Origin of the sequence: Streptomyces lydicamycinicus, assembly GCF_000829715.2 — a bacterium.
Taxonomy (GTDB): Bacteria; Actinomycetota; Actinomycetes; order Streptomycetales; family Streptomycetaceae; genus Streptomyces; species Streptomyces lydicamycinicus.
In genome coordinates this window covers 332,282-353,776 of the sequence record NZ_BBNO01000002.1, presented here as the reverse complement: position 1 = coordinate 353,776, position 21,495 = coordinate 332,282, and the positions used below count along the sequence as shown (strand labels likewise).

General features: G+C 71.6%; 23 protein-coding genes and 1 tRNA gene. 7 read left to right on the top strand and 17 right to left on the bottom strand.

Annotated features, from left to right (window positions below; genetic code table 11):
* The first annotated feature begins 107 nt into the window (after nt 1-107).
* Both TU31_RS06950 and TU31_RS06945 read left to right on the top strand, forming a co-directional pair.
* Nucleotides 108-1,706: an MFS transporter gene (locus TU31_RS06950; protein ID WP_042150727.1), complete on the top strand. Its 1,599-nt coding sequence runs from the start codon at nt 108-110 to the stop codon at nt 1,704-1,706.
* Nucleotides 1,707-1,837: 131 nt separating this feature from the next.
* Nucleotides 1,838-2,608, top strand: a complete 771-nt coding sequence (locus TU31_RS06945; RefSeq protein WP_042150726.1) for a TetR/AcrR family transcriptional regulator — start codon at nt 1,838-1,840, stop codon at nt 2,606-2,608.
* Nucleotides 2,609-2,642: 34 nt separating this feature from the next.
* Here the strand turns inward: TU31_RS06945 and TU31_RS06940 are convergent, their stop codons facing one another.
* The 3 genes from TU31_RS06940 to TU31_RS06930 form a co-directional block, all read right to left on the bottom strand.
* The gene (locus TU31_RS06940) at nt 2,643-3,485 is read right to left on the bottom strand and encodes a YceI family protein (RefSeq protein WP_042150723.1); all 843 of its coding nucleotides are present in this window, start codon (nt 3,483-3,485) and stop codon (nt 2,643-2,645) included.
* A 226-nt stretch (nt 3,486-3,711) separates the two neighbouring features.
* On the bottom strand, nt 3,712-6,219 hold the full coding sequence (locus TU31_RS06935) for an MFS transporter (protein ID WP_471961393.1): 2,508 nt from the start codon (nt 6,217-6,219) through the stop codon (nt 3,712-3,714).
* A gap of 92 nt (nt 6,220-6,311) precedes the next feature.
* Entirely contained in the window at nt 6,312-6,785 is a 474-nt protein-coding gene (locus tag TU31_RS06930; protein WP_042150718.1) for a MarR family winged helix-turn-helix transcriptional regulator, read from the bottom strand.
* 346 nt (nt 6,786-7,131) lie between these two features.
* Between TU31_RS06930 and TU31_RS06925 the strand changes: the two genes are divergently transcribed.
* Nucleotides 7,132-7,350 carry a hypothetical protein gene (locus TU31_RS06925; protein ID WP_042150716.1) on the top strand — a complete coding sequence of 73 codons (219 nt, stop codon included), beginning with the start codon at nt 7,132-7,134 and terminating at the stop codon, nt 7,348-7,350.
* A 52-nt stretch (nt 7,351-7,402) separates the two neighbouring features.
* Here the strand turns inward: TU31_RS06925 and TU31_RS06920 are convergent, their stop codons facing one another.
* Nucleotides 7,403-8,731 carry an amidohydrolase family protein gene (locus tag TU31_RS06920; RefSeq protein WP_042150713.1) on the bottom strand — a complete coding sequence of 443 codons (1,329 nt, stop codon included), beginning with the start codon at nt 8,729-8,731 and terminating at the stop codon, nt 7,403-7,405.
* A 73-nt stretch (nt 8,732-8,804) separates the two neighbouring features.
* Here TU31_RS06920 and TU31_RS06915 point away from each other — a divergent pair, with 73 nt between their 5' ends.
* The gene (locus tag TU31_RS06915) at nt 8,805-9,356 is read left to right on the top strand and encodes a MarR family winged helix-turn-helix transcriptional regulator (protein ID WP_245698444.1); all 552 of its coding nucleotides are present in this window, start codon (nt 8,805-8,807) and stop codon (nt 9,354-9,356) included.
* Between the two features lie 87 nt (nt 9,357-9,443).
* On the opposite strand, the gene TU31_RS06910 is transcribed toward TU31_RS06915, so the two are convergent.
* The 6 genes from TU31_RS06910 to TU31_RS40210 all read right to left on the bottom strand — a co-directional run bounded on the left by TU31_RS06910 (nt 9,444) and on the right by TU31_RS40210 (nt 13,947).
* Entirely contained in the window at nt 9,444-9,917 is a 474-nt protein-coding gene (locus TU31_RS06910) for a VOC family protein (RefSeq protein ID WP_042150711.1), read from the bottom strand.
* A 163-nt stretch (nt 9,918-10,080) separates the two neighbouring features.
* Complete coding sequence (locus TU31_RS37880; RefSeq protein WP_042150709.1) at nt 10,081-10,902, bottom strand: hypothetical protein; 822 nt, start codon at nt 10,900-10,902, stop codon at nt 10,081-10,083.
* 429 nt (nt 10,903-11,331) lie between these two features.
* Nucleotides 11,332-12,168, bottom strand: a complete 837-nt coding sequence (locus TU31_RS06900; protein ID WP_026169669.1) for an RNA polymerase sigma factor SigF — start codon at nt 12,166-12,168, stop codon at nt 11,332-11,334.
* 189 nt (nt 12,169-12,357) lie between these two features.
* The gene (locus TU31_RS06895) at nt 12,358-13,167 is read right to left on the bottom strand and encodes an RNA polymerase sigma factor SigF (RefSeq protein WP_026169670.1); all 810 of its coding nucleotides are present in this window, start codon (nt 13,165-13,167) and stop codon (nt 12,358-12,360) included.
* Between the two features lie 214 nt (nt 13,168-13,381).
* Nucleotides 13,382-13,675 (bottom strand): Dabb family protein, encoded by a 294-nt coding sequence (locus tag TU31_RS06890; protein WP_042150707.1) that lies wholly within the window; start codon nt 13,673-13,675, stop codon nt 13,382-13,384.
* A gap of 137 nt (nt 13,676-13,812) precedes the next feature.
* Nucleotides 13,813-13,947, bottom strand: a complete 135-nt coding sequence (locus tag TU31_RS40210) for a hypothetical protein (protein WP_275451775.1) — start codon at nt 13,945-13,947, stop codon at nt 13,813-13,815.
* 545 nt (nt 13,948-14,492) lie between these two features.
* Between TU31_RS40210 and TU31_RS06885 the strand changes: the two genes are divergently transcribed.
* Complete coding sequence (locus TU31_RS06885) at nt 14,493-14,981, top strand: hypothetical protein (protein ID WP_245698443.1); 489 nt, start codon at nt 14,493-14,495, stop codon at nt 14,979-14,981.
* Between the two features lie 165 nt (nt 14,982-15,146).
* Here the strand turns inward: TU31_RS06885 and TU31_RS06880 are convergent.
* The 4 genes from TU31_RS06880 to TU31_RS06865 form a co-directional block, all read right to left on the bottom strand.
* Nucleotides 15,147-15,233, bottom strand: a tRNA-Ser gene (locus TU31_RS06880).
* A gap of 79 nt (nt 15,234-15,312) precedes the next feature.
* A complete protein-coding gene (tadA, locus tag TU31_RS06875; RefSeq protein WP_078885591.1) occupies nt 15,313-15,813 on the bottom strand; it encodes a tRNA adenosine(34) deaminase TadA in 501 nt (166 codons plus the stop codon).
* A gap of 70 nt (nt 15,814-15,883) precedes the next feature.
* On the bottom strand, nt 15,884-16,426 hold the full coding sequence (locus TU31_RS06870; protein WP_042150701.1) for a tRNA adenosine deaminase-associated protein: 543 nt from the start codon (nt 16,424-16,426) through the stop codon (nt 15,884-15,886).
* Between the two features lie 210 nt (nt 16,427-16,636).
* Entirely contained in the window at nt 16,637-16,855 is a 219-nt protein-coding gene (locus TU31_RS06865) for a hypothetical protein (RefSeq protein ID WP_042151782.1), read from the bottom strand.
* Between the two features lie 175 nt (nt 16,856-17,030).
* Here TU31_RS06865 and upp point away from each other — a divergent pair, with 175 nt between their 5' ends.
* Nucleotides 17,031-17,666: a uracil phosphoribosyltransferase gene (gene upp / locus TU31_RS06860; RefSeq protein WP_018089855.1), complete on the top strand. Its 636-nt coding sequence runs from the start codon at nt 17,031-17,033 to the stop codon at nt 17,664-17,666.
* A gap of 72 nt (nt 17,667-17,738) precedes the next feature.
* Here upp and TU31_RS06855 read toward each other — a convergent pair whose 3' ends face one another.
* The 3 genes from TU31_RS06855 to TU31_RS06845 all read right to left on the bottom strand — a co-directional run bounded on the left by TU31_RS06855 (nt 17,739) and on the right by TU31_RS06845 (nt 19,637).
* Nucleotides 17,739-18,386 carry a LytR C-terminal domain-containing protein gene (locus tag TU31_RS06855; RefSeq protein WP_078885590.1) on the bottom strand — a complete coding sequence of 216 codons (648 nt, stop codon included), beginning with the start codon at nt 18,384-18,386 and terminating at the stop codon, nt 17,739-17,741.
* A gap of 156 nt (nt 18,387-18,542) precedes the next feature.
* Complete coding sequence (locus TU31_RS06850) at nt 18,543-18,839, bottom strand: type II toxin-antitoxin system VapB family antitoxin (protein WP_006604254.1); 297 nt, start codon at nt 18,837-18,839, stop codon at nt 18,543-18,545.
* A gap of 171 nt (nt 18,840-19,010) precedes the next feature.
* A complete protein-coding gene (locus TU31_RS06845) occupies nt 19,011-19,637 on the bottom strand; it encodes a DUF4232 domain-containing protein (protein WP_042150696.1) in 627 nt (208 codons plus the stop codon).
* A gap of 231 nt (nt 19,638-19,868) precedes the next feature.
* Between TU31_RS06845 and TU31_RS06840 the strand changes: the two genes are divergently transcribed.
* Nucleotides 19,869-21,491 (top strand): apolipoprotein N-acyltransferase, encoded by a 1,623-nt coding sequence (locus TU31_RS06840; RefSeq protein ID WP_245698442.1) that lies wholly within the window; start codon nt 19,869-19,871, stop codon nt 21,489-21,491.
* Nucleotides 21,492-21,495: the final 4 nt, after the last annotated feature.

Genomic DNA, 21,495 nt, shown 5'->3' with positions numbered 1-21,495 from the left:
CCCGGATGGCGCACCCGCCCCGCCGGTCGGTCGAAAACAAATGTACGGCGTATAGCACTCCCTGTACGGTGTAAATGATTTGCTCATACGCCGTACAGGGAGCCCGTATGTCCCCCGTGGCCTCCGACGCCACCACCACGCTCCGGCCGCCGGGCCGCACCGCCACCCGCTGGCTGATCCTGGCCGTCATCTGCCTCGCCCAGCTGGCGGTCATCCTCGACAACACCGTCCTCAACGTCGCCATCCCCTCCCTCACCGAGGACCTGGGGGCGACCACCGCCGACGTCCAGTGGATGATCAACGCCTACTCGCTGGTCCAGTCCGGCCTGCTGCTCACCGCCGGAAATGCCGCCGACCGCTACGGCCGGAAGAGGATGCTCGCCATCGGCCTGGTGCTCTTCGGCGTCGCCTCACTCGGCGCGGCGCTCGCCCAGTCACCCGGCCAGCTGATCGCCGCCCGGGCCGGGATGGGGGTCGGCGGCGCGCTGCTGATGACCACCACCCTCGCCGTCGTCATGCAGATCTTCGACGACGAAGAGCGCCCCAAGGCCATCGGTATCTGGAGTTCGGTGAACTCGCTCGGGTTCGCGGCCGGGCCGCTGATCGGCGGTTCGCTGCTCGACCACTTCTGGTGGGGCTCGCTGTTTCTGGTCAATCTGCCGGTCGCCGTCGTGGCGCTGCTGGCCGTCGTCGCCCTCGTGCCCGAGTCCAGCAGCCGTGGCGGCGAACTCCCCCAAGCTCTCAACGGCGTTCGAGCAGGGGGGACCCCCATGGATCTGCTGGGCGCGCTGCTGTCCATGATCGGCATGGCCGGAGTGGTCTTCGCGATCATTTCCGGGCCGGTCACCGGCTGGCTGTCCGGGCGGGTGCTGATCTCCGCCGCCATCGGCCTGGCCGGCCTCGCGGTCTTCGCGCTGTGGGAGCTGCGCGTCCCGTATCCGATGCTGGACATGCACTTCTTCCGCAACCGCCGCTTCATCGGGGCGGTCTCCGGCGGCATCCTCGTCGCCTTCGGGATGGGCGGCTCGATGTTCCTGCTCACCCAGCATCTGCAACTGGTCCTCGGCTACGGCCCGTTGGACGCCGGGCTGCGGATGGCGCCGCTCGCCGTCACCGTCATACTGATCAACTTCACCGGTCTGAGTGCGCGTCTGCTGCCCCGGCTCGGCACCCCCGGAATGATCGTCTCGGGGATGTCGCTGCTCGCGGCCGGCCTGGCCGCCATCTCCCTGCTCGGTGGCGACAGCTATGGCGGCATGCTGACCGGCCTGATCGTGATGGGTGCCGGTGTCGCGCTCGCCATGCCGACGATGGCCAACGCCATCATGTCCGCGATCCCGCCGGCCAAGGCAGGAGTGGGAGCGGGCGTCAACGGCACGCTGATGGAGTTCGGCCAGGGGCTCGGCGTCGCCGTCCTCGGCGCGGTCCTCAACTCCCGCTTCGTCGCGCTGCTTCCGCTGGTCGCCGCGGGCGCCGGCTCGCTGCCCGCGGCGCTCGCCAGGACCCGTACGGACGCCGAACGCACCGCCGTCCAGGACGCCTTCGCCGCCGGTATCGGCACCAGCCAGCTGTTCGGCGCGGCCGCGGTCTTCCTCGGCGGGCTGGTCGCCGCCGTGCTGCTGCGCCGGGCGGAGCGCACCGGCCGGGACCCGGAGGTGCCGGCCACGCCCGCCGGTGCGGAAGCGGCGGCCGCCGGGGCGGATTAGCATCGGCGGGTACGTGATCGTGAACGGCACGTACCGATGGCTCGTATGACCACCCGTACGCGCCGTGCACCGACGACGACACCGACGACGACACCCTGACGCCGCAGACGTTCGGGGCAAGGAGGGGCGCCATGGCAGCGACGGACGGCCGCACCGGGAAGCGGCCGGACAGCGTCTGGCTGACCGAACGCCCCCCGCTCAAACGGAAGGCGGACCAGCCGGCCGGACTCGACCTCGACAAGATCGTCGAAGCGACGGTCCGGCTGCTGGACGCCGAGGGCCTGGCGAAGTTCTCCATGCGCCGGCTCGCGGCCGAGCTGGGCGTCACCGCGATGTCCGTCTACTGGTACGTCGACACCAAGGACGACCTTCTGGAACTGGCCCTGGACCGCGTCATGGGCGAGATGCGGCTGCCGGACGAGGCCGACACCGGCCGGGACTGGCGGGACCATCTGCGCTCACTGGCCGCCGAATACCGCACCCTGCTGACCGGCCACGCCTGGGTGGCCCGGCTGCTGGGCACGTACATCAACATCGGCCCGCACTCGATCGCCTTCTCCAACGCCAGCATGCGGGTGATGAAGGAGAGCGGCCTGTCGCTCCAGCAGATCACCGGCGGGCTGTCCGCCGTCTTCCAGTTCGTCTACGGCTTCGCCACCATCGAGGGCCTGTTCAACGCCCGCTGCGCGGAGGCCGGGGTGTCCGTCGACGCGTACTTCCAGCGGGTGATGACCTCGGTCCAGGGCCTTCCGGAGTTCGCGGAGACGCTGGAGAACACCACCCGGGTCATGGAGGCCCGCGGCGGGGCCACCGTACGGGAGATGCGCGACCGCGACTTCGCCTTCGCCCTCGATCTCCAGATCGCGGGCATCGAGGCGATGCGGGACCGGGCGGGGGAGTGACACCCGGCCCGGCCGTGCCCGAGGGGACGGGGCCTCACCCCACCGGCAGGCTCTCCCCCTGCACGGCCTGGATGTCCAGCTCGACCTTGAGCGTGGTCCCGATGGCCGCGACACCGGCCGCCACGACCTGGTTGTAGTTCATCTTGAAGTCCTCGCGGCGCAGCTCCGCGGTGGCGCGGAACGCGGCGCGCACCCCGCCCCACGGGTCGGGGCCGGTGCCGAGGTAGCTCAGTTCGAGGTCCACCGGCCGTACGACACCGTGCAGCGACAGCTCACCGTGCACGGTCCAGCGGTCCGGGCCGGCCGGGGACAGGCCCGAGCTGCGGTAGGTGAGCTCCGGGTACTCCTCGATGTTCAGGAAGTCCTCGGAGCGCAGATGGCCGTCGCGCATCCCGTTGCCGGTGTCGATGGAGGCGGCCTTGATGTCCGCCTCGACCCGCGAGGCGTTCAGGTCCTCGGCGATCTCGATCCGGCCGCCGAACTCGGTGAACCGGCCGTGCACGCTGGAGATCCCCAGGTGCTGGGCGACGGCCGCCACCGTCGAGTGCATCGGGTCGATGGTCCAGACACCGGGCGGCGGCAGCTCGGCCCCGCCCTGCCGGGCCAGGACGACGCTGCCCACGTCCATCCGGCCGCTGGCCGTCACGATCGCGCTGGAGGCGACCGGCGCGTAGCCGACGGCCGTCACGATGACCGTGTACGGGCCGGCCGGCAGCGGCTGTGCGCTGCGGATGGCGCCCTCGTCGTCCGCCGCGGCCCGCAGTACCTGCGCGCCGGTCATATCGGTGACGGTCAGTACGGCGTGCTGGACCGCCCAGCCGTCCCGTGTGCGGACCTGCGCCCTCAGTCCCGCAGCTCCCGCGCCCGTCGAAGTCATTGCCTCTCCCGTTTGTTGCCTGATGGTGTCCCCCGCTCATGGGGCCCTCGCGAGCCCGGCCGAGAGTGTGGGGAGGTGTCGGGCTCCGGCGGCGGCGTGCAGGCCGTCCCCTGCCTGTGCGCAGCGCCGCCGGCGCCCTTCGGTCCGGTCCGGGGCGCGCCTCCGCTCAACGCGCGCCCCGGACCGGGGTATTGCTCCCGGGGTGGATCCCCGGGTCCGGGGTGTTTCAGTCCCCGGGGTGCGCGAGCTCGATGTCGTAACCGTCGACCCCGCGGGCATCGACCGCGAGGCCGGTGGCGACGGGCGGGTAGCCGCTCGCGATCACCGTGTAGTCGCCGGCGTCCAGGTCGGTGAAGGCGTAGGCGCCGTCCTCCCCGGTCGTCGAGGTGGCCACCACATTGCCCGCAGCGTCCACCAGCGTGACCCGTGCGTCGGGCAGCGGCCGGCGGTGTGCACCGGCCCGCACGACGCCCTGCACCCGCGCGCCGGACAGCAGCTCGATCTCGATCCTCGTGGTGCCCTGGCCGCCGATCTCGACCGGCAGTGCGGCCGGGCGGTGGTCCGGGGCGTTCACGGCGACGGTGAAGGTGCCGGGCGCCAGCTCGTCGAAGGCGAAGTGGCCCTCGGCGCCGGTCTTTCCGGTGGCCAGCACCTCGCCGCGGACGTCGGTGACGACGACCATGGCCCCGTCGACCGGTGCGCCGGTGGCCGCGCTGCGGACCTGGCCGCCGAGGCCGCTGGTGCCGCTGAGCAGGATGTCGTAGGCGTGCGGCGCCTCGCCGATGACGACCGTGGACGCCTGCGGCTGGTGGCCGTCGGCCGCGGCGATCAGCACATACGAGCCGGCGCCGGGGGCGCTGAGCGCGTACGAGCCGTTGGCCTGGGCGACCGCGCGGCCCAACTGCCGGCCGCTGAGCGAGATCAGCGTGACCGCGGAGCGCGGTACGGGGCTGCCCTCGGCGTTGCGGACGAAGCCGTGCACCGACGGGCCGGACGGGATGGCGTCCCCGCCATCGGCCGAGGCGTACGCGGCCAGCGGCCGGGTGGCCGTCGCCACGGCCGGGCGCGCCCAGGAGGGCGTGTGTGCCTCGTCGTCCGGGGCCACCGGCGCGGCGCCCACCAGGGCGGGCTCCCGCTCCTCGGCCTGCGCCGGGACGACGGCCTCCGCGGAGGCGGCCGACGGCGCGGCCTCGGCCGGTGCGTCCTGCGAGCTCTGGGCCAGTCCGCCACGTGTCTTCAACGCGACCTCCTTGATGAACAGGGTGAAGAGGAAGGCGAGCAGCGCGCAGGGCGCCGCGTACAGGAAGACATCGGCGACCCCGTGGCCGTAGGCGCTCTCCATGACGGTGCGCAGCGGCGCCGGGAGGGAGTCCAGGTCGGGGATGCCGCCGCCGCTGTTGCCGGCGCCGTGGGCGGCGGCCTTGGCGGCCTTGGGGCCGAGGTCGGCCAGACCGTCCTTGACGTAGTGGGTGACGCGGTTGGCAAGGACCGCACCCAGGGCCGAGACGCCCACCGCACCGCCGAGGGAGCGGAAGAAGGTCACGACGGACGAGGCGGAGCCGAGGTCCTCGGGAGCCACCTGGTTCTGCGTGGCGAGCACCAGGTTCTGCATCATCATGCCGATGCCCAGGCCCATCAGCGCCATGAAGATCGCGATGTGCCAGTACTCGGTGTCGTAACGGATGGTGCCCAGCAGGCCGAGACCCGCGGTCACCAGCACGCCACCGGCGACCAGCCAGGCCTTCCAGCGGCCGGTCTTGGTGATGACCTGGCCGGAGACCGTCGAGGAGATGAACAGTCCGCCGATCATCGGAATCGTCAGGACGCCGGACATCGTCGGCGACTCGCCGCGCGCCAGCTGGAAGTACTGGCTGAAGAAGACCGTGCCGGAGAACATCGCGATACCGACGAACAGCGAGGCCACCGACGCCAGCGTGATCGTCTTGTTGCGGAACAGCCGCAACGGGATGATCGGCTCCTTGGCCCTGGTCTCCACGAAGACGAAGATCGCGCCGAGCACGACCGCGCCGCCGACCATCGCGGCGGTCTGCCACGACATCCAGTCGTACTTGTCCCCGGCCAGCGTCACCCACACCAGCAGCAGCGAGACCGCCGCGCTGATGAAGAACGCGCCCGCCCAGTCGACCTTGACGCCCTCGCGCCGGACGACGGGGAGCTTCAGGGTCTTCTGGAGCACGATCAGCGCGATGACGGCGAACGGGACGCCGACGTAGAAGCACCAGCGCCAGCCGAGCCAGTCGGTGTCGGTGATGACGCCGCCGAGCAGCGGGCCGCCGACGGTGGCGACGGCGAAGGTGGCGCCGAGGTAGCCGCTGTAACGCCCGCGCTCCCGCGGGGAAATCATGGCGGCCATCACGATCTGGGCCAGGGCGGACAGACCGCCCACGCCTATGCCCTGCACGACCCGGCAGGCGATCAGCATGCCGGTGTTCTGCGACAGCCCGGCGACGACCGAGCCCGCCACGTAAATGATCAGCGCGAACTGCACCAGCAGCTTCTTGCTGAACAGGTCGGAGAGCTTGCCCCACAGCGGGGTGGTCGCGGTCATCGCCAGCAGCGAAGCGGTGACCACCCAGGTGTAGGCGCTCTGTCCGCCGTCGAGGTCATGAATGATCTCGGGCAGCGCGTTGGAGACGATTGTCGACGACAGGATGGCGACGAACATGCCGAGCAGCAGCCCGGACAGCGCCTCCATGATCTGACGGTGCGTCATAGGGGCTCCGTCGGAGGCGTGCTGCCCGCCTCCGTGCCTGGCGTGGCCGCCCCGCACACCGGCTGGTGTGGTCGTAGCCATGTAGTTCCTTTTCATCCTGCGGGTGTACGGGTGGGGAAGTCGTGATGCGCCCGGGTGCGGCAGTCGCCGAAGCTCGTGCGGAGCCTGGCGAGGAGTTCGGTGAGCTGCCCGACGTCGGCGTCGGACCAGTCGTCCAAGTACCGGGCGAGCGTGGCCGTGTAGCGCTCGGCGAGCTCCGCCAGGAGCGCGGTGCCGCTCGGGGTCAGGCGCAGCAGCCGTGAGCGCTTGTCCGCCGGATCGGGCTTGCGCTCGATCCAGCCGCGCTCGGCGGCATGGGCCACATGCCGGCTGGTCACCGACATGTCGATCGCGAGCAGCTCGGCGAGCTGGCTCATCCGCATCTCGCCGTGCCGGTCGAGCAGGGCGAGCACCCCCGCCGAGGCGGGCGGGCAGTCCTGGGGCAGCGTCCGCCCCATCTCGCGTTTGACGGCACCGATGGCGCTGAGTTGCCTGGCCAGCTCCTCGTACTGACTGTGAGCTGCCACCGGCTCCTCCACGCATCCCTCGCACATCTTTTGTTGCTTGGGGCAACCATAAGCAATGTTGGTTGCTGAAGGCAAACGATTCATCCAGTGTTGAAGTAAAGGCGGCTAAAAGTCTGTACCGGGCATTGGTCAACAACCTGACCGAGGCCCGCAAACCCGCAGGTCGGAGCCGGTATCGCAGGCGCCGCCCAATACCGGCCGGTAACGGGACACCCCCGGACGCCCCGCCCACGCTCCCGCCCACGCGCCGTACCCGGCCCGACCCCGCTCCGTAGGCGCCTGCGCGGATGCTCCACGCGCGCCCCAACGGTGCCGCTCCGCCCCCGGTTCGCTAGGGTCCTTGCCCATGGCGACCAACCCGCAGAACCAGGCCGGCGGCAACTACGACCCGGCCGGCAGCACGCAGATGTTCCGCGCCTTCGTGGACGAGGGCGGCACCCCGCAGACCGGCGGCCGCCGCGCCCCGGCCCCCCAGCAGTCCGCCGGCCCCCGCGTGGGCGTCATCATCGGCGTCATCGTCGCGATCCTGGTCGTCGCGGGCGCGGCCTGGCTGGCGCTGGCCTAGTAATGCCTCCCCGTACGGGGCCCGGCGCTCCGGGCTCCGTACGGGCGCGGGTTCAGCCCGTGGTCACCAGCCGCTCCGCCGCCCGGTGGGCCGTGGTCAGTACGTTGCCCAGCTCGCCGTACAGCAGTTGCCCGTTGCGTTTGACCGGGCGGCCGTCCACCAGGACCGTGTCGATGTTCCCGGGGTGGGCGGCGGTCACCACGGCGCCGATCGGGTCGTGGGCGACCGGGGCGAGGTTGAGGGCGTCGGCGCGCAGCAGGACGAGGTCGGCGCGCTTGCCGATGCCGAGTGAGCCCACCTCGTCGGCCAGGCCGAGGGCCTCGGCGCCCTCCGCGGTGGCCATCCGCAGGACATCGGCCGCCTTGACCGTCGGCGCATCGGCCTCGCCGTCGCCGTCACCGTCGAAGTGACTGCTCATCAGCGCGGCGCGCATCTGGGAGAACATGTCGCCCGGCGCCGAGGTGACCGCGTCCGCGCCCAGCCCCGTCGGGATGCCCGCCCGGCGCAGCCGGCCCGCCATCGGTGCGCCGAACCGCATCGAGGCCTCGATCGCCGGCGTGATCGCCACCGCGCCGCCGGACTCGGCGATCAGCCGCAGCTCGGAGTCGGGCAGTGAATTGCCGTGCACATAGAGGGTGCCGGCGGTGAGCAGCCCCTGCTCCTGGAGGGCGGCGATCGGCCGCATCGCCACCGGCCCGGCGGTCACATGCACGGCGATCGGCAGCCCCAGCTCACGGGCGAGCAGCCAGTCCTCCCGGACGGTCTCCGGTGGGGCGAAGGAGGGGCCGACGGGGGCCAGGGCCATCGTGAGCAGCGCCTCGCCGGAGGGGAAGTACCGCGTGCGGACCTGCCGCACCCAGTCGGCCCGCCGGGCGGTGTCGTCGAAGACGGGGTAGCCGTAGCCGAACACGGCGCGGATACCGGCCTCCTCCAGTGCCTCGACGGCGGCCGCGCTGTGCTCCGGCGTGTACTGGACGTGCGAGAAGTCCTGCACGGTGGTGACGCCGGTGTCCAGGCACTCCAGCGCGCCGAGGAGGTTGCCGGTGTACACATCCGCGGGCGTGAAGCGGCCGGAGAGGTCGCCGAGGATCCGGCCGAGATAGCTGTCGAGGCTCTCGTCGACCGCGGCGGACCGCAGCACGGCCTGCCAGACGTGCCGGTGGGTGTCGACGAAGCCCGGCAGCACGATCAGCTCGCGGGCGTCGATCACCTCCAGGCCGGTATCGGCCTCGTCGAAGGGCAGCCCGCGGCCCACGGCGGCGATCCGGCCCTCCTCGACGAGGACATCGGTGTGCGGGTGGACGACGGGGTGGGGGGCGGTGTCGATGACCAGGCCGCCGCGCAGAAGCAGGCGCGGTGAGTGGTGGCGCTCGATTCCCATGGCAAGTCACCCTCTACACGTTCGGAAGAAAGCTTTATAGAAAGCTATCATGATGCTGATCTATCCTGCCGACGTGACCGCACCACCCGGACCGCGCCCTGACCCCGTCGACGCGCTGATGGACGCCTGGCACACCGAGCTGCCGGACGTGCTCCGCCCGACGACGGAACTCTCGAAGCGCATAGCCCAGCTCGCCCGCGCCCTGGATCAAGCCACCCGCGGGGTGCTGCCCGAACTCGGCCTGACCGTCGCCGAGTTCGACATCCTGGTCGCCCTGCGCCGGGCGGGCGAGCCGTACCGTATGAAGCCGAACGAACTGGCCCGCGCCCTGCTGCTGTCCTCCGGCGGCATCAGCAACGTCGTCAACCACCTCGCCGAGCGCGGCCTCGTCCGCCGCGAGCCCTCTCCGGACGACGGCCGGAGCACCATGATCAGGCTGACGCCGGACGGGGTGCGGACGGCCGAGCACGCCGTCCGCGCCAACGCCGACGCGCATGAGGCCGTCTTCGCCGAGGCGTCCCCCACGGCCGTGGACGCGGCCACCAGGGCCCTGCGTGACGTGGACATACGCCACAGCCCCGCCCCGCGCCCGATACGGACCGGACGGAATCCCAGCCGCTCCTGAGGCGGCGGCCGCGGCGCGGCGACGGGCCCCGGACCGCGGCCGGCCCGGGGCTCCGTGACACGCGCGGGAAGTGGCCGGGGAGGCGCCTCAAGCCTGGTCGGCCGCCGCCCGGATCGCGGCGACATCGATCTTCTTCATGCCGAGCATGGCCTTCATGGCACGGACCGCGCGCCCCTGGTCCGGGTCGTTGAGCAACTCCACCATGTCGCCGGTCGCCACCTGCCAGGACAGCCCGTATTTGTCCTTCAGCCAGCCGCAGGGCCCCTCTTCGCCGCCCTCGGAGAGCTTGGCCCAGTAGTAGTCGATCTCGTCCTGGTCGGCGCAGTTGATCATCAGGGAGATCGCCTCGGTGAAGGTGAACTCCGGCCCGCCGTTGATCGCGGTGTACTCCTGGCCGTCGAGCTCGAATTCCACCGTCAGTACGGTGCCCGCCGGCCGCGGGCCCGCCTCGTTGAAATAGGTGACGTTGTTGATCTTCGAGTTCGGGAACACCGAGCAGTAGAACTCGGCGGCTTCCTTGCCTTGGGTGTCGAACCAGAGGTTGGGGGTGATCTTGGGCATGGTCTTCTCCTTGGGACGGTTCGCGGCCGGTGGCTGCGTCTGTGCCTCTACAGACCGTCGCACCGCTGGGAACTCATCGCTATCCAGGGAGACGTTTCGCGGGCCGACGGGGGAACGGAGCGGCCCGCCCGCCCGCGAGGCCCGGCGCCCCCGCCCGGCCGCCTCACTTCCAGGTGAAGGCCACATCCTTCGTCTCGATGTGCATGCCCGCCGGCACCCGCCAGCCGTCCACACACACCCGCCAGCTGCCGGTCTTCTTCTTCCCCGGCGCCAGCGGCAGCGGCAGCTTGTGGGTGGAGGGGAGGGTGGCCCAGTCGATGCCGAGGGCGCCGATGATGTGCGTCCCGAAGGTGACCGCGCCGGCGGTGACGGGCCGGTCGCCGGTGTTGAGGAACTCCAGGGTGACCCGCTCGCACCAGCGGACGTCGGTGCCGGACCGGCCGGGCAGACCGATCAGCAGACCGTCGGGGGTGTCGGGGCCGGAGGGGAGGGTGGGGGAGGGCGGTTCGGGGGCGGGGGTGCCGTGCGGCGGGGTGGGATGGCCGGGGTGCGAAGGGGAGTTGGGGGAGCCCGGTGACGTCGGGGGCGTGGTGGCGCCGCCGTGGCCGGGGTGCGCTCCGGTGGTGGGTGCGGAGGAGTCGTGCCGTGCACCGGGCGCACCGGGGCTGCCGGGGGCCCGTGAGCCGTCTGCCGTGCCCCCCTTGCCGGAGCCCTCCGACGCCCCCGTGCCGGGCCGGCCGGACTCCGTGCCGCCGCCGCTGCCGTCTTCGCCGCCGTTCCGCACCTGGCTCCGGTCGCCGTCCAGAGGTGTCAGCTCGACGCCGTCGCGGGGCGGTACGGCCTGGGTCGGCACCCGGCCGTCGCCGGGACCTGCCGCGCCCACCGCGGCACGGCCCGCCCCGGCCGCGCTCCCGCAGCCGGTCAGCAGGACACCCAGACACAGCACGGCCGCGGAAGCGGAGGCCACAGTCGTCGTCCGTCGCATCGGGTCAGTGTTGCTGACGGTGCGTCAGGTGTACAGGGGTCGGACGCCGGGCTTGTGGAGGGCGGGCCGGCAGCCGTCATCACCGGGTCGACAGCCGCCACCATCCGGGGGCCCGCTCACCGTCGAGGTCGTCGGCCGGCTGACGGCACGGACGACGGACGGGCGGCCACGGCCGGCATCAAGTCCCTGGTCGACGCGGTACGTTCACAACTCCGTGCGGACAGCACGGAGGGGCCCACGAGCTGCGTACGGTCCGCGTATCGGCCCGTGTACGGCTCTCGTGCGCCTCTGTTGCCGCTTTCGGGGTTGCGGCTGTCGGGCAGCCGGGGCGCGGATCTCCCGCGCGATGCCCCGCCGTCCTCCTGGCTCCTCTTGTGACTGTCCGCCGAGCGGCACGAGCGCTGTACAAGCCCCCCGGCGGACCGTTCCTCAGTCGGAGATGAGGCCCTCGCGCAGCTGCGCCAGGGTGCGGGTGAGCAGCCGGGAGACATGCATCTGGGAGATGCCGACCTCCTCGCCGATCTGGGACTGCGTCATGTTGGCGAAGAAGCGCAGCATGATGATCTGGCGCTCACGGGCCGGGAGTTTGGCCAGCAGCGGCTTGAGGGACTCGCGGTACTCCACGCCCTCCAGGGCGCTGTCCTCATAGCCGAGGCGGTCCGCGAGGGAGCCCTCGCCGCCGTCGTCCTCGGGGGAGGGGGAGTCGAGCGAGGAGGCGGTGTAGGCGTTGCCGACGGCGAGACCGTCGACCACGTCCTCCTCCGACACCCCCAGGCACAGGGCCAGTTCGGGGACGGTCGGGGAGCGGTCCAGCTTCTGGGAGAGCTCGTCACTGGCCTTGGTGAGGGCGAGCCGGAGCTCCTGGAGGCGGCGCGGGACCCGCACCGACCACGAGGTGTCGCGGAAGAACCGCTTGATCTCGCCGACCACGGTGGGCATCGCGAACGTCGGGAATTCCACGCCGCGTTCGCAATCGAAACGGTCGATCGCCTTGATCAGACCGATCGTGCCGACCTGGACGATGTCCTCCATCGGCTCGTTGCGGCTGCGGAAGCGGGCCGCCGCATAGCGGACCAGCGGGAGGTTCAGCTCGATGAGCGTGTCGCGTACGTACGTACGCTCCGCGCAGTCCTTGTCGAGCGAGGCCAGCCGCAGGAACAGGGAGCGGGAGAGCGTGCGGGTGTTGATGGCGTCGTCGTCGTGCACGTGCGGTGCGGGCGCGGGAATCGCGGGAAGCACCTTCGAGCTGCCCAGTTCTACGGACATGCCACCCCCTTGAGGTCGCGGTCGGGTCGCTGCGGCGTCCTCGGGCCGGGTGGACCGAGGAGTGATACCTCCACCTGAATACCGGAGGCAGCGCCGCGGCAAACGCGGTTCCAGCAGAATGTCACATGTCGGCAACACGCTGTAGCGTCATGTCGACATATCTGTGCAGGATCGGGTCGCCCGTCCCGGCTATGCGTCGATCCTGTTTGCGGATCGCAGCCGAGCGAAGCTCCGCGACAGTAGCCGCGAGACATGCATCTGCGACACCCCTAGTTCCGCACTGATCTGTGACTGCGTCAGATTGCTGTAGTAACGCAGCAGAAGGATCCGCTGCTCGCGCTCCGGCAGCTGGACCAGCAGGTGCCGTACGAGGTCCCGGTGCTCGACGCCGGCCAGCTCCGGGTCCTCGTATCCGAGGCGGTCGAGCAGACCGGGCAGGCCGTCGCCCTCCTGTGCGGCCTCCAGTGAGGTGGCGTGATACGAGCGGCCCGCCTCCAGGCAGGCCAGTACCTCGTCCTCGCCGATCTTCAGTCGCTCGGCGATCTCGGCGGTGGTGGGGGAGCGGCCGTGCAGCACCGTCAGATCCTCGGTCGCGCCGTTGACCTGGACCCACAGCTCGTGGAGGCGGCGTGGCACATGGACCGTGCGGACATTGTCTCGAAAGTAGCGTTTGATCTCGCCGACGACGGTAGGCATCGCGAAGGTGGGGAACTGGACGCCCCGGTCCGGATCGAACCGGTCGATCGCATTGATCAGGCCGATGGTGCCGACCTGGATGACGTCCTCCATCGGCTCATTGCGGCTGCGGAAACGCGCCGCGGCATAGCGGACCAGCGGCAGATTGGCCTCGATCAGCGCGGCGCGGACCCGGGTGTGCTCCGGGGTTCCGGGTTCGAGGTCCGTCAGCTCCGCGAACAGCACCTGCGTGAGCGCCCGCGTGTCCGCGCTTCGGCTCTCGCGGGATGGAGCCTTGGGCGCAGTACGGGCCGTCACGGTCACGCCACCCTTCACAGTGCATGTATCCGGCAAAAGCGGTCATAGCATCACAAGACATGTGCACTGTGTGCAAGCACCCCATAACGCCGTGTTGAACAGAGAGTTGAGTGGCTGCGGGGTGGCGTGGGGCGGGTGGGTGGCGGCCGGGACCGGGGTACGACAAAGCCCCCCGCCCACGGGGGGCGAGGGGCTCGGCGGGGCGGGGGAGTGCCGCGGCTCAGAATTCGTAGTCGGCGATCACCCAGGTGGCGAATTCCCGCCACTGGGCAGCGGCCGCCTGGTGGGCCGGGTGCTCGATATAGCGCTTGAGGGCGTCCTTGTCGGCCACCGCCGAGTTGATCGCGTAGTCGTAGGCGATCGGCCGGTCGGTGATGTTCCAGGCGCACTCCCAGAACGCCAGCTCCGGAATCTCGCCCTCCAGCGCCGCGAACGCGCGGACGCCGGCCTGCACCCGCTCCTCGTCGCGGGAGACACCTTCATTGAGCTTGAACAGGACCAGGTGGCGGATCACGGGAGCCTCCGTGCGGCGGACGGGGCGCAGCCGGTCCGGTCGTCGGGCGGGCTGGGCCGGGGCTGGGGTGCCGGCCGACCGTGGGCCGGCCCGGTCACGGGCGGCCCCCAGGGTTCGCCGGCCGGGGCGGGCGGTCCCTACTTGATCAGCTGGGTCATGAACTCGCCGACGCCCTGAGCGGCGGACGAGATGCCCTCGAAGCCTATCTGCACCATTTCGGCGGCCCGCTGCGGGGAGGTGATGATCGTGTACAGCACGAAGACAATGATCATGTACAACGCGATCTTCTTCGCCTGCGCCATCAGTCCCGTCTCCCCTACGCAGGCCCCTACGGCAGTGCCTGCACTTCCCGGTTGCAGTCGGGCGAGTGTAACCACAGGTGTTCGATCTCGGGAGCCGAGGATGCGGGCCGAGTGCGTCCTCTCCCGCCCGGCACTGATCCGGACTTTATGGACCAAAGACCCACCAAAGGGGGCCCTTCGCCTGCCTGTTGGGACGGCTCCGGGGAGGCACCCTGAGAGACGTGGGCCGGTGGATCTGGCAGGAATTCCCGGCCCCTGGACCGGAGCCTCGCTGCGGGGTTCACGCCACGACCGCCCCCCGGACGGTGGCGTGGACTCGAGGTGTGGTCCTCCTCGGAGGATGCGGCCGTCCGCGGACGCCGCTCCCCCTGGACGGAGCCCTGTCGCCGAGCCGCCCCTGGTCACCACGGGGGAACCCAGGAAACGGCCGGCGGCGGGGCTCCCGTCGTGTTCGGCGACAGGCGCCGGGCCGCGGCACATAATGGCGGGACGCTCGTCCCAAGGGGGAATCGAAGATGCCCATGAACTCCGCGTCACCCGCGCCCGATTCGTCGCACCGAGCCGCCCGGCCCGCCCGGAGCGGCGCCCGCTCGCCCCTGACGCGGCGGCGGCCGGCCGTCGTGCTGGCACTGCTGGCCGGTCTGCTGGCCGCGGCCGTCGCACCGGCCGCCGCGGCCGGCCGCGGCGCGGGGGACACCGCCCGGCCGGCCGCCGCCGCGAGCGCTCCGAGCCGGGGTGCCGACGCGTCCGTACGGCTCGCCGCCGCTCCCGCGCAGCCCGCGTCGTACCGCCACCACCGGGCACACCACGCGCCTCACTTCACGACGGTCTCCAAGTCCAAGGTGTCGAAGTGGAAGAAGAAGGCGAAGAAGAAGGGCAGCTTCTTCAAGAAGCTCGGCATCGTGCTGATCGTGCTGTTCGTCGTCTTCCTGGCACTGGTGATCCTGGCGATCTGGCTGCTCGTGCGCTTCGTCCGCTCGCGCAGCAGGCGTAACGCCCAGTAGACGCCGGCCGGCCACCCCGGCCCAGCGGCGCGCCCGTCCCCGCGGGCGCGCCGCTTTTCCGTGGCGGTGCCGGGCGCGGAACCTGTCCTGCGCTGCCGGTCGTCGCGGCCCCGGACATGACGAAGGCCCCGATCCTTGTGTGGATCGGGGCCTTCGCCCTCTGAGCGGTAGCGGTGGGATTTGAACCCACGGAGGAGTTGCCCCCTCACGCGCTTTCGAGGCGCGCTCCTTCGGCCGCTCGGACACGCTACCGAGAGAGAGCTTAGCCCAAGGGTGGCCGTGCGCCGAAATCGGATTCCGGGCGGCGGCCGCCGCGGGCTCCGGACGCCGGTCAGCGCTCGCGGAAGAAGTCGGTGAGCAGGGCCGCACACTCGGCTTCGAGGACGCCGGTGATGACTTCGGGCCGGTGGTTGAGGCGCCGGTCACGGATGACGTCCCAGAGGGAGCCGGCCGCCCCGGCCTTGGCGTCGCGGGCGCCGTAGACGACGCGGTCGATCCGGGAGAGCACGATCGCCCCGGCGCACATCGTGCACGGTTCGAGGGTGACGACGAGCGTGCAGCCGGTCAGCCGCCACTCTCCGACCGTTCGCGCCGCCGCGCGCAGCGCGAGGATCTCGGCGTGGGCGGTCGGGTCGCCGGTGGCCTCGCGTTCGTTGTGGCCGGTGCCGAGGACCGTGCCGTCCGCGGACAGCACGACGGCGCCCACCGGGACATCACCGGTCCCGGGGGCGCGGGCGGCCTCGCCCAGCGCCTGCCGCATCGGCGCGGTCCAGGGATCGCGCAGCGGGTCGGGCGCGGGGGAGGGAAGAGAGGCGGATGGCGGGACGGTCATGTCCCCAGTGTCGGGGACGTGACCGGGGCGGGGCCGGCGGGCCCCGGGGCAGGAGCCCGGCCGGGCCCGCTCAGCGCACGGCTTCGAGGACTTCCGTGCAGCCCAGCGAGTCCGCGATGGTGCTCAGCGCATCACCGTCGAGGGCCAGCAGTTCCTTCTCGCTGACCCCCAGGTCGGCCAGCAGGGCGGCATCGCCGAGCGGACCGTGCGGCGGCCCGTCCGAGCCGTTCACCGCCTCCAGGGGGTCGTCGTCCACGTTGTTGTCCGATTCGGGTTCGCCGTCCTCCGTGCCGTCCAGGTCGAGGCTGTCGAGGTCGTCGGTCGCGTCGTCCTCGTCGCGTCCGAGCAGCTCGTCGGTCAGCATGGCGCCGTACGAGCTTCTGGCGGCGATGGCGGCGTTGGAGAGGAAGACCCGTGGGTCGTCCTCGCCGTCCACCCGGACGACGCCGAACCAGGCGTCCTCCTGCTCGATGAAGGCCACCACCGTGTCGTCGTCGACCGCCGCCTCTCGGGCCAGATCGGCCAGATCGGTCAGCGTCTCCACATCGTCGAGCTCCGTATCGCTCGCTTCCCACCCGTCTTCGGTGCGCGCGAGCAGTGCGGCGAAGTACACCGTGACTCTCCCACTGGTCATAGGCGTGCCGGGCCGGGCGGGGCGGCGCTGCACGCCGTTGGTCCCGCCCCTTCGGAATCGTGGCAGAAACAACGCGTTCGCGCGGGGTCTTCGGCGCTGCGTCGTGCGGAGGTTGTGAGAGATGTCGCTCACGTGCCGCAGCGCGAGCGGGGGCGTGAAGGCGTTCCGCTACCGGCGCAAAGGGCTCCGCTACCAGCGGAATGTGCGCATCCGCACGGCCTGGCGCATCCGCTCGGCCCGCGCGCGGCGCGGCTGGACACGGTCCCGCAACGCCTTGGCCTCGTGCAGTTCCCGCAGAAATTGTGCACGGCGCCGTCGGCGCGCCGCTTCGTTCCCGGCGTCCGGGGACGGGCCCTGGCTGCCGGAGACGGCGTCGTTCGTGTCATCGGTCCGCTTACGGTCGGGCACACGCACACCACCTCGGGCGAGCTCCTCGCCCGAGGACGGAACGGCCAATCGGGCGTACGTGCCCCCTTTCCCTCCTTTCAGTGGTTTGATGCCGGCCACCTCGCGCGGCCGCGGGCTTCCGCCGGGCACTGCACGGCGGGCGCCGGGGCCTTCCGGCTCGGTTAGTGTCGATGTCATGCGGATCCACGTCGTCGACCACCCGCTGGTGGCGCACAAACTCACCACTCTGCGCGACAAGCGCACCGACTCCCCCACGTTCCGGCGGCTCGCCGACGAGCTGGTCACCCTGCTCGCGTACGAGGCCACCCGCGATGTGCGCACCGAGCAGGTCGACATCGAGACCCCGGTGACGGCGACCACCGGTGTGCGGCTCTCGCACCCGCGCCCCCTGGTCGTGCCGATCCTGCGGGCCGGTCTGGGCATGCTGGACGGCATGGTCCGGCTGCTGCCCACCGCCGAGGTCGGCTTCATGGGCATGGTCCGCAACGAAGAGACCTACGAGGCGCACACCTACGCCACGCGGATGCCCGACGACCTCTCGGGCCGTCAGGTGTACGTCGTCGACCCGATGCTCGCCACCGGCGGCACGCTGGTCGCGGCGATCCGTGAGCTGATCAAGCGCGGTGCGGACGACGTCACCGCGATCTGCCTGCTGGCCGCGCCGGAAGGCGTCGAGGTCATGGAGAAGGAGCTGGCCGGGACGCCGGTGACGGTGGTCACCGCGGCGGTCGACGAGCGGCTGAACGAGGCCCGCTACATCGTGCCGGGCCTCGGCGACGCGGGCGACCGGATGTACGGCACGGCCGGCTGACCGGACCCGCCTTTCTCACCTGCTCATTGTTCGGGCCCTGCACCACTTGGTGCAGGGCCCTTGCTCATGCGGTCAGCACTTGGCGTCGGCGGCGGGGGCCGGGGACGGATGGGTCAGCAGGGACAGGGACTTGGTCGCGGCCTGCTGGGTGGCCAGTGCCTTGAAGGCGTCGCCGATGATCAGGTCGAGCTCGGCGCCCTTGCGGCCGTCGGTCTTCTGCTGGGCGCCGGCGAGCTGGGTGGCGAGCACCTTCAGCGGTCCGTCGGCCGCCTTGGGGCCGAGCAGTATCCCGGCGCCCTTGATCTTCTTGTCGTAGGCGGCGGGGGCGTTGCCCACCTTGCCGATCTTGAAGCCGCGCTTCTGGAGTTCATCGGCGGTGCGCTTGGCGAGCCCGGAGCGCGGGGTGGCGTTGAAGACATTGACCGTCAGGGTGGCGGGCGCGGGCAGCTTCCGGGCGGCGGTCTTCGCCTGGGCCGCCGCCGTCTTGGCGCCGTCCCGGCAGTGCTGTTTGTCCTGGGCGGCGTGGGCGGTACCGGCCCGGCCACCGAAGACGTCGATGAGCTGCAGGGTGCCCCAGCCGGCCAGGCCGAGGGCGCAGGCGGCGGCGACGAGGGTGAGAACGATCCGGCGACGGTGGCGGGGACGGCGCATCCGCGGATACCTGTCGCCCGTGATGCGGTACTTCCTACCGCCCATGCCTGGGGGCGTCAGCATGCTCATGGGCGCAGCGTAGTGCGGGCGGAGGTCCGTGCCTACTAGATGATCAACGCGTCGTGCGAGACCCAACCCAAAAGGGTCAATTCGGACAGGGTGGGTTGGGTGCTGACGGGCGGTTGAAGGCGATTTCCGGCCTGTTGGGCGACGCGGGCCGGGGTGTCAGTCCAGTTCGAGCACGCGGGCGTGCAGCACCTGGCGCTGCTGAAGGGCCGCGCGCACCGCGCGGTGCAGCCCGTCCTCCAGGTAGAGGTCGCCCTCCCACTTCACGACATGCGCGAAGAGGTCGCCGTAGAACGTCGAGTCCTCGGCGAGCAGCGTTTCGAGATCGAGCTGCTGCTTGGTCGTCACCAACTGGTCGAGGCGTACCGGGCGCGGGGCGACGTCCGCCCACTGGCGGGTGCTCTCCCGGCCGTGGTCCGGGTACGGCCGGCCGTTTCCGATGCGCTTGAAGATCACACGGAAAGCCTACCGGGCGAGCGGCACCGGGCGCAGCCATGCCGCAGCAGTGCAAAAGGATCATTGGCGGCAAAGTTGGATCATTGGGGAGCTGAGGTCCGGCGGATATGGCCGAATGCGACCCGAACGGCCTACCGCGGCGGGCGCCGGAGCGGGGGAAGGGTCCGGGCGTCACCACTTCCGGGTGGCCGCCAGGCTCGACTGCCAGTACGTGACCCGGGCGGTGTGCGGGTCGACATGGACCGGGGCGCGGCCGTCCAGACCGACCTGGGTGGGGGTGGCCCGGGGCGACAGGGCGACGCCGAACTGGGAGACCTTTCTGCCCCGGTGGTGCGTGCCGTCCGGCCCGTGGGCGGCGGAGGTGGTGATCAGGGCGTACGCGGTCCGGTTGGGCTCCAGGGAGACCACGGCCGGCGGTTCGCTGGCCCCGATCGCCGGGAGCGGGGCCTGCCGGTCGTCGCCGAAGTGCAGCAGGGGGAAGGGCTGGGCGGCGAAAGTGCAGGTCCGGTCGGAGAAGTTGGTGACGGTCAGCAGCATGCGGTGCGCCCGCCGCGGCATCGCGCCGGCCTGGAACTTGAGCATCTCGGGGGTGCAGGCGGTCCGGCCGTCCGGGCCGGTGGGCGGCTCGCCGCCGTCGTGCGCTGAGGGCGGGACGGGAGCCGGCGACACGGCCGTGGCGGAGTCCCCGGCCTTGGGGCCGGCGCCGTCGTGGCAGCCGGCCGTCAGGGCCAGGGTGGCGGTGACGAGGAGAGCTGCGGTGGCGGCCCGGCGGATGGTGGCGATGGCGGTGATGGGCATAGGTGGTGCTCCCCGGACGGTGGCGTGTACACGACCTTCGACGCGGGTGCTGGCGATCCACTAACGCATGGCTAACGCCTGCCGGGCTGCCCCCGCTGGGTGGTCCGCCGCTCCCGGGCCCTGGACGAAAGTCGGGGGTCGTTCCTGCCGAACGACAGCGGTGACGAGGGGGCCGCCGCCCCTAGCGTCCCGGTACGCGGCAAGCGAGGCGTACGGGGAGAGGAGAGCGGTGTGCTCGGCATACGGGAGCGCGGGGGAGCGGGAGCGGGCAAGTCGGCAGGAAAGGCCCCGGAGAAGGGGCGGGAAAGCAGGGAGCGGACGGCGCGGGCACGGGCGGCCGGGCGGTGGCTGTGGGGGACGGGCACCGCGCTGCTGGTGCTCGCCGTGCACAGCAACTGGCATCTCGCGGCGGCCGCCTGGCTGTTTCCGGTCTTTCTGCTGCGCTACGCCCGGCTGCGGCCGGCCCGGCACGGGCTGCTGCGGGTCGGATACGCGCTGGGCCTGGCCCAGTTGGCGTGGCTGATCTCGACCGGGATGGTGTTCGTGCCGTCCGTACTGGCGGTGTTCGCGGTGCTCGCGGTGGTGCAGACACTGCCGTTCGTCGCCGACCGGCTGGTCGCGGCGCGCTCCGGCTCGGTGTCCTCGACGCTGGTCTTTCCGGCGGTGCTGGTCTGCGGGGAGTATCTCTTCACGCGGCTGGCCGGCTTCGGCGACTACGGAGCGCTCGGCTTCACCCAGCACGGCTTTCTGCCGCTGGTCCAACTCGCCTCCGTCGCCGGTGTGTACGGCGTCAGCTTCCTGGTGGCGTGGACGGCTTCGGTCGCGCACTGGGCGTGGCGGCGCGGTTTCCGGTGGCGGGAGATCCGGCGCGGCGTCGTGGTGTGGGCGGGGGTGCTGGCCCTGGTGCTGGGGGCCGGTGGCGTACGGCTGGTGGCCTTCGCGCCGACGACGAAGACCGTACGGGTCGCGGGCATCAGCGCCGGCCGTGCCGCGGAACGGGCCACCGAACGGGCGCTGCACACGGCCGGGGAGGAGCTGTGGCGGCCGCGGAATCTGGTGCGGGCGGATCCGCGGCGGGTGCGCGCCGCGCTGGCGCCGGTGACCGACGATCTGGTGGCGGCCACTGACCGGGAGGCGCGGGCCGGTGCGCGGATCGTGGTGTGGCCGGAGACCCAGGCCCGGGTGTTGGCGGACGACCGGCAGCTGCTGCTCGGCCGGGTCGCCGAGATCGCCCGCAAGCGCCAGGTCTACGTCAACACCGCCTTCGCCCTGCACACCCCGCGGCCGCCCTATGTGCGCAATGTCGCCGCCCTGGTGACACCGGAGGGGAAGGTCGCCTGGACCTACGACAAGACGCACCCCACCCCGATGGAGCCGATGACGCCCGGCAAGGGGGCGGTACCCGTCACCGGCTCGCCGTACGGGCGGCTGGCGACGGTGATCTGCTACGACGCCGACTTCCCCGGGCTGATGCGGCGGGCGGCGGACCAGGGCACCGCCCTGATGATGGTGCCCGCCAACGACTGGGCGGGCTTCGAGTCGCTGCATGCCCAGCGGGCCGTCTTCCGGTCCGTCGAGTACGGCTATGCCATGGTCCGGCAGTCCGTGCACGGTGTCGCCACCGCGGTGGACCACCAGGGCCGCATCCGTGGCCTCGCGGACTACTTCACCGCGGACCGGCAGACGCTGGTCGCCGAGGTGCCGGTGCAGCCGCGGACGGACACCCTCTACAGCCGGACCGGTGATCTGTTCGCGCTGCTGTGCACCGGCGGGACGCTGCTCGTGGTGGCGCTCGGGGTGCGGGGGCGGCGGGCCCGGGCCGGTGCTCCCGGGGCCGGTGGCGGCCGTCCGTAACATC

Bases quoted from the DNA above. Each gene is read 5' to 3' on its own strand.
- TU31_RS06845 (WP_042150696.1), bottom strand. From the start codon at position 19,637: ATGCCCATCACCGCCATCGCCACCATCCGCCGGGCCGCCACCGCAGCT.
- TU31_RS06910 (WP_042150711.1), bottom strand. From the start codon at position 9,917: ATGCCCAAGATCACCCCCAACCTCTGGTTCGACACCCAAGGCAAGGAA.
- TU31_RS06855 (WP_078885590.1), bottom strand. From the start codon at position 18,386: ATGAGCATGCTGACGCCCCCAGGCATGGGCGGTAGGAAGTACCGCATC.
- TU31_RS37880 (WP_042150709.1), bottom strand. From the start codon at position 10,902: ATGCGACGGACGACGACTGTGGCCTCCGCTTCCGCGGCCGTGCTGTGT.
- TU31_RS06945 (WP_042150726.1), top strand. From the start codon at position 1,838: ATGGCAGCGACGGACGGCCGCACCGGGAAGCGGCCGGACAGCGTCTGG.
- TU31_RS06900 (WP_026169669.1), bottom strand. From the start codon at position 12,168: ATGTCCGTAGAACTGGGCAGCTCGAAGGTGCTTCCCGCGATTCCCGCG.
- TU31_RS06940 (WP_042150723.1), bottom strand. From the start codon at position 3,485: ATGACTTCGACGGGCGCGGGAGCTGCGGGACTGAGGGCGCAGGTCCGC.
- TU31_RS06925 (WP_042150716.1), top strand. From the start codon at position 7,132: ATGGCGACCAACCCGCAGAACCAGGCCGGCGGCAACTACGACCCGGCC.
- TU31_RS06920 (WP_042150713.1), bottom strand. From the start codon at position 8,731: ATGGGAATCGAGCGCCACCACTCACCGCGCCTGCTTCTGCGCGGCGGC.
- TU31_RS06935 (WP_471961393.1), bottom strand. From the start codon at position 6,219: ATGACGCACCGTCAGATCATGGAGGCGCTGTCCGGGCTGCTGCTCGGC.
- TU31_RS06885 (WP_245698443.1), top strand. From the start codon at position 14,493: ATGCCCATGAACTCCGCGTCACCCGCGCCCGATTCGTCGCACCGAGCC.
- upp (WP_018089855.1), top strand. From the start codon at position 17,031: ATGCGGATCCACGTCGTCGACCACCCGCTGGTGGCGCACAAACTCACC.
- tadA (WP_078885591.1), bottom strand. From the start codon at position 15,813: ATGACCGTCCCGCCATCCGCCTCTCTTCCCTCCCCCGCGCCCGACCCG.
- TU31_RS06950 (WP_042150727.1), top strand. From the start codon at position 108: ATGTCCCCCGTGGCCTCCGACGCCACCACCACGCTCCGGCCGCCGGGC.
- TU31_RS40210 (WP_275451775.1), bottom strand. From the start codon at position 13,947: ATGATCATTGTCTTCGTGCTGTACACGATCATCACCTCCCCGCAGCGG.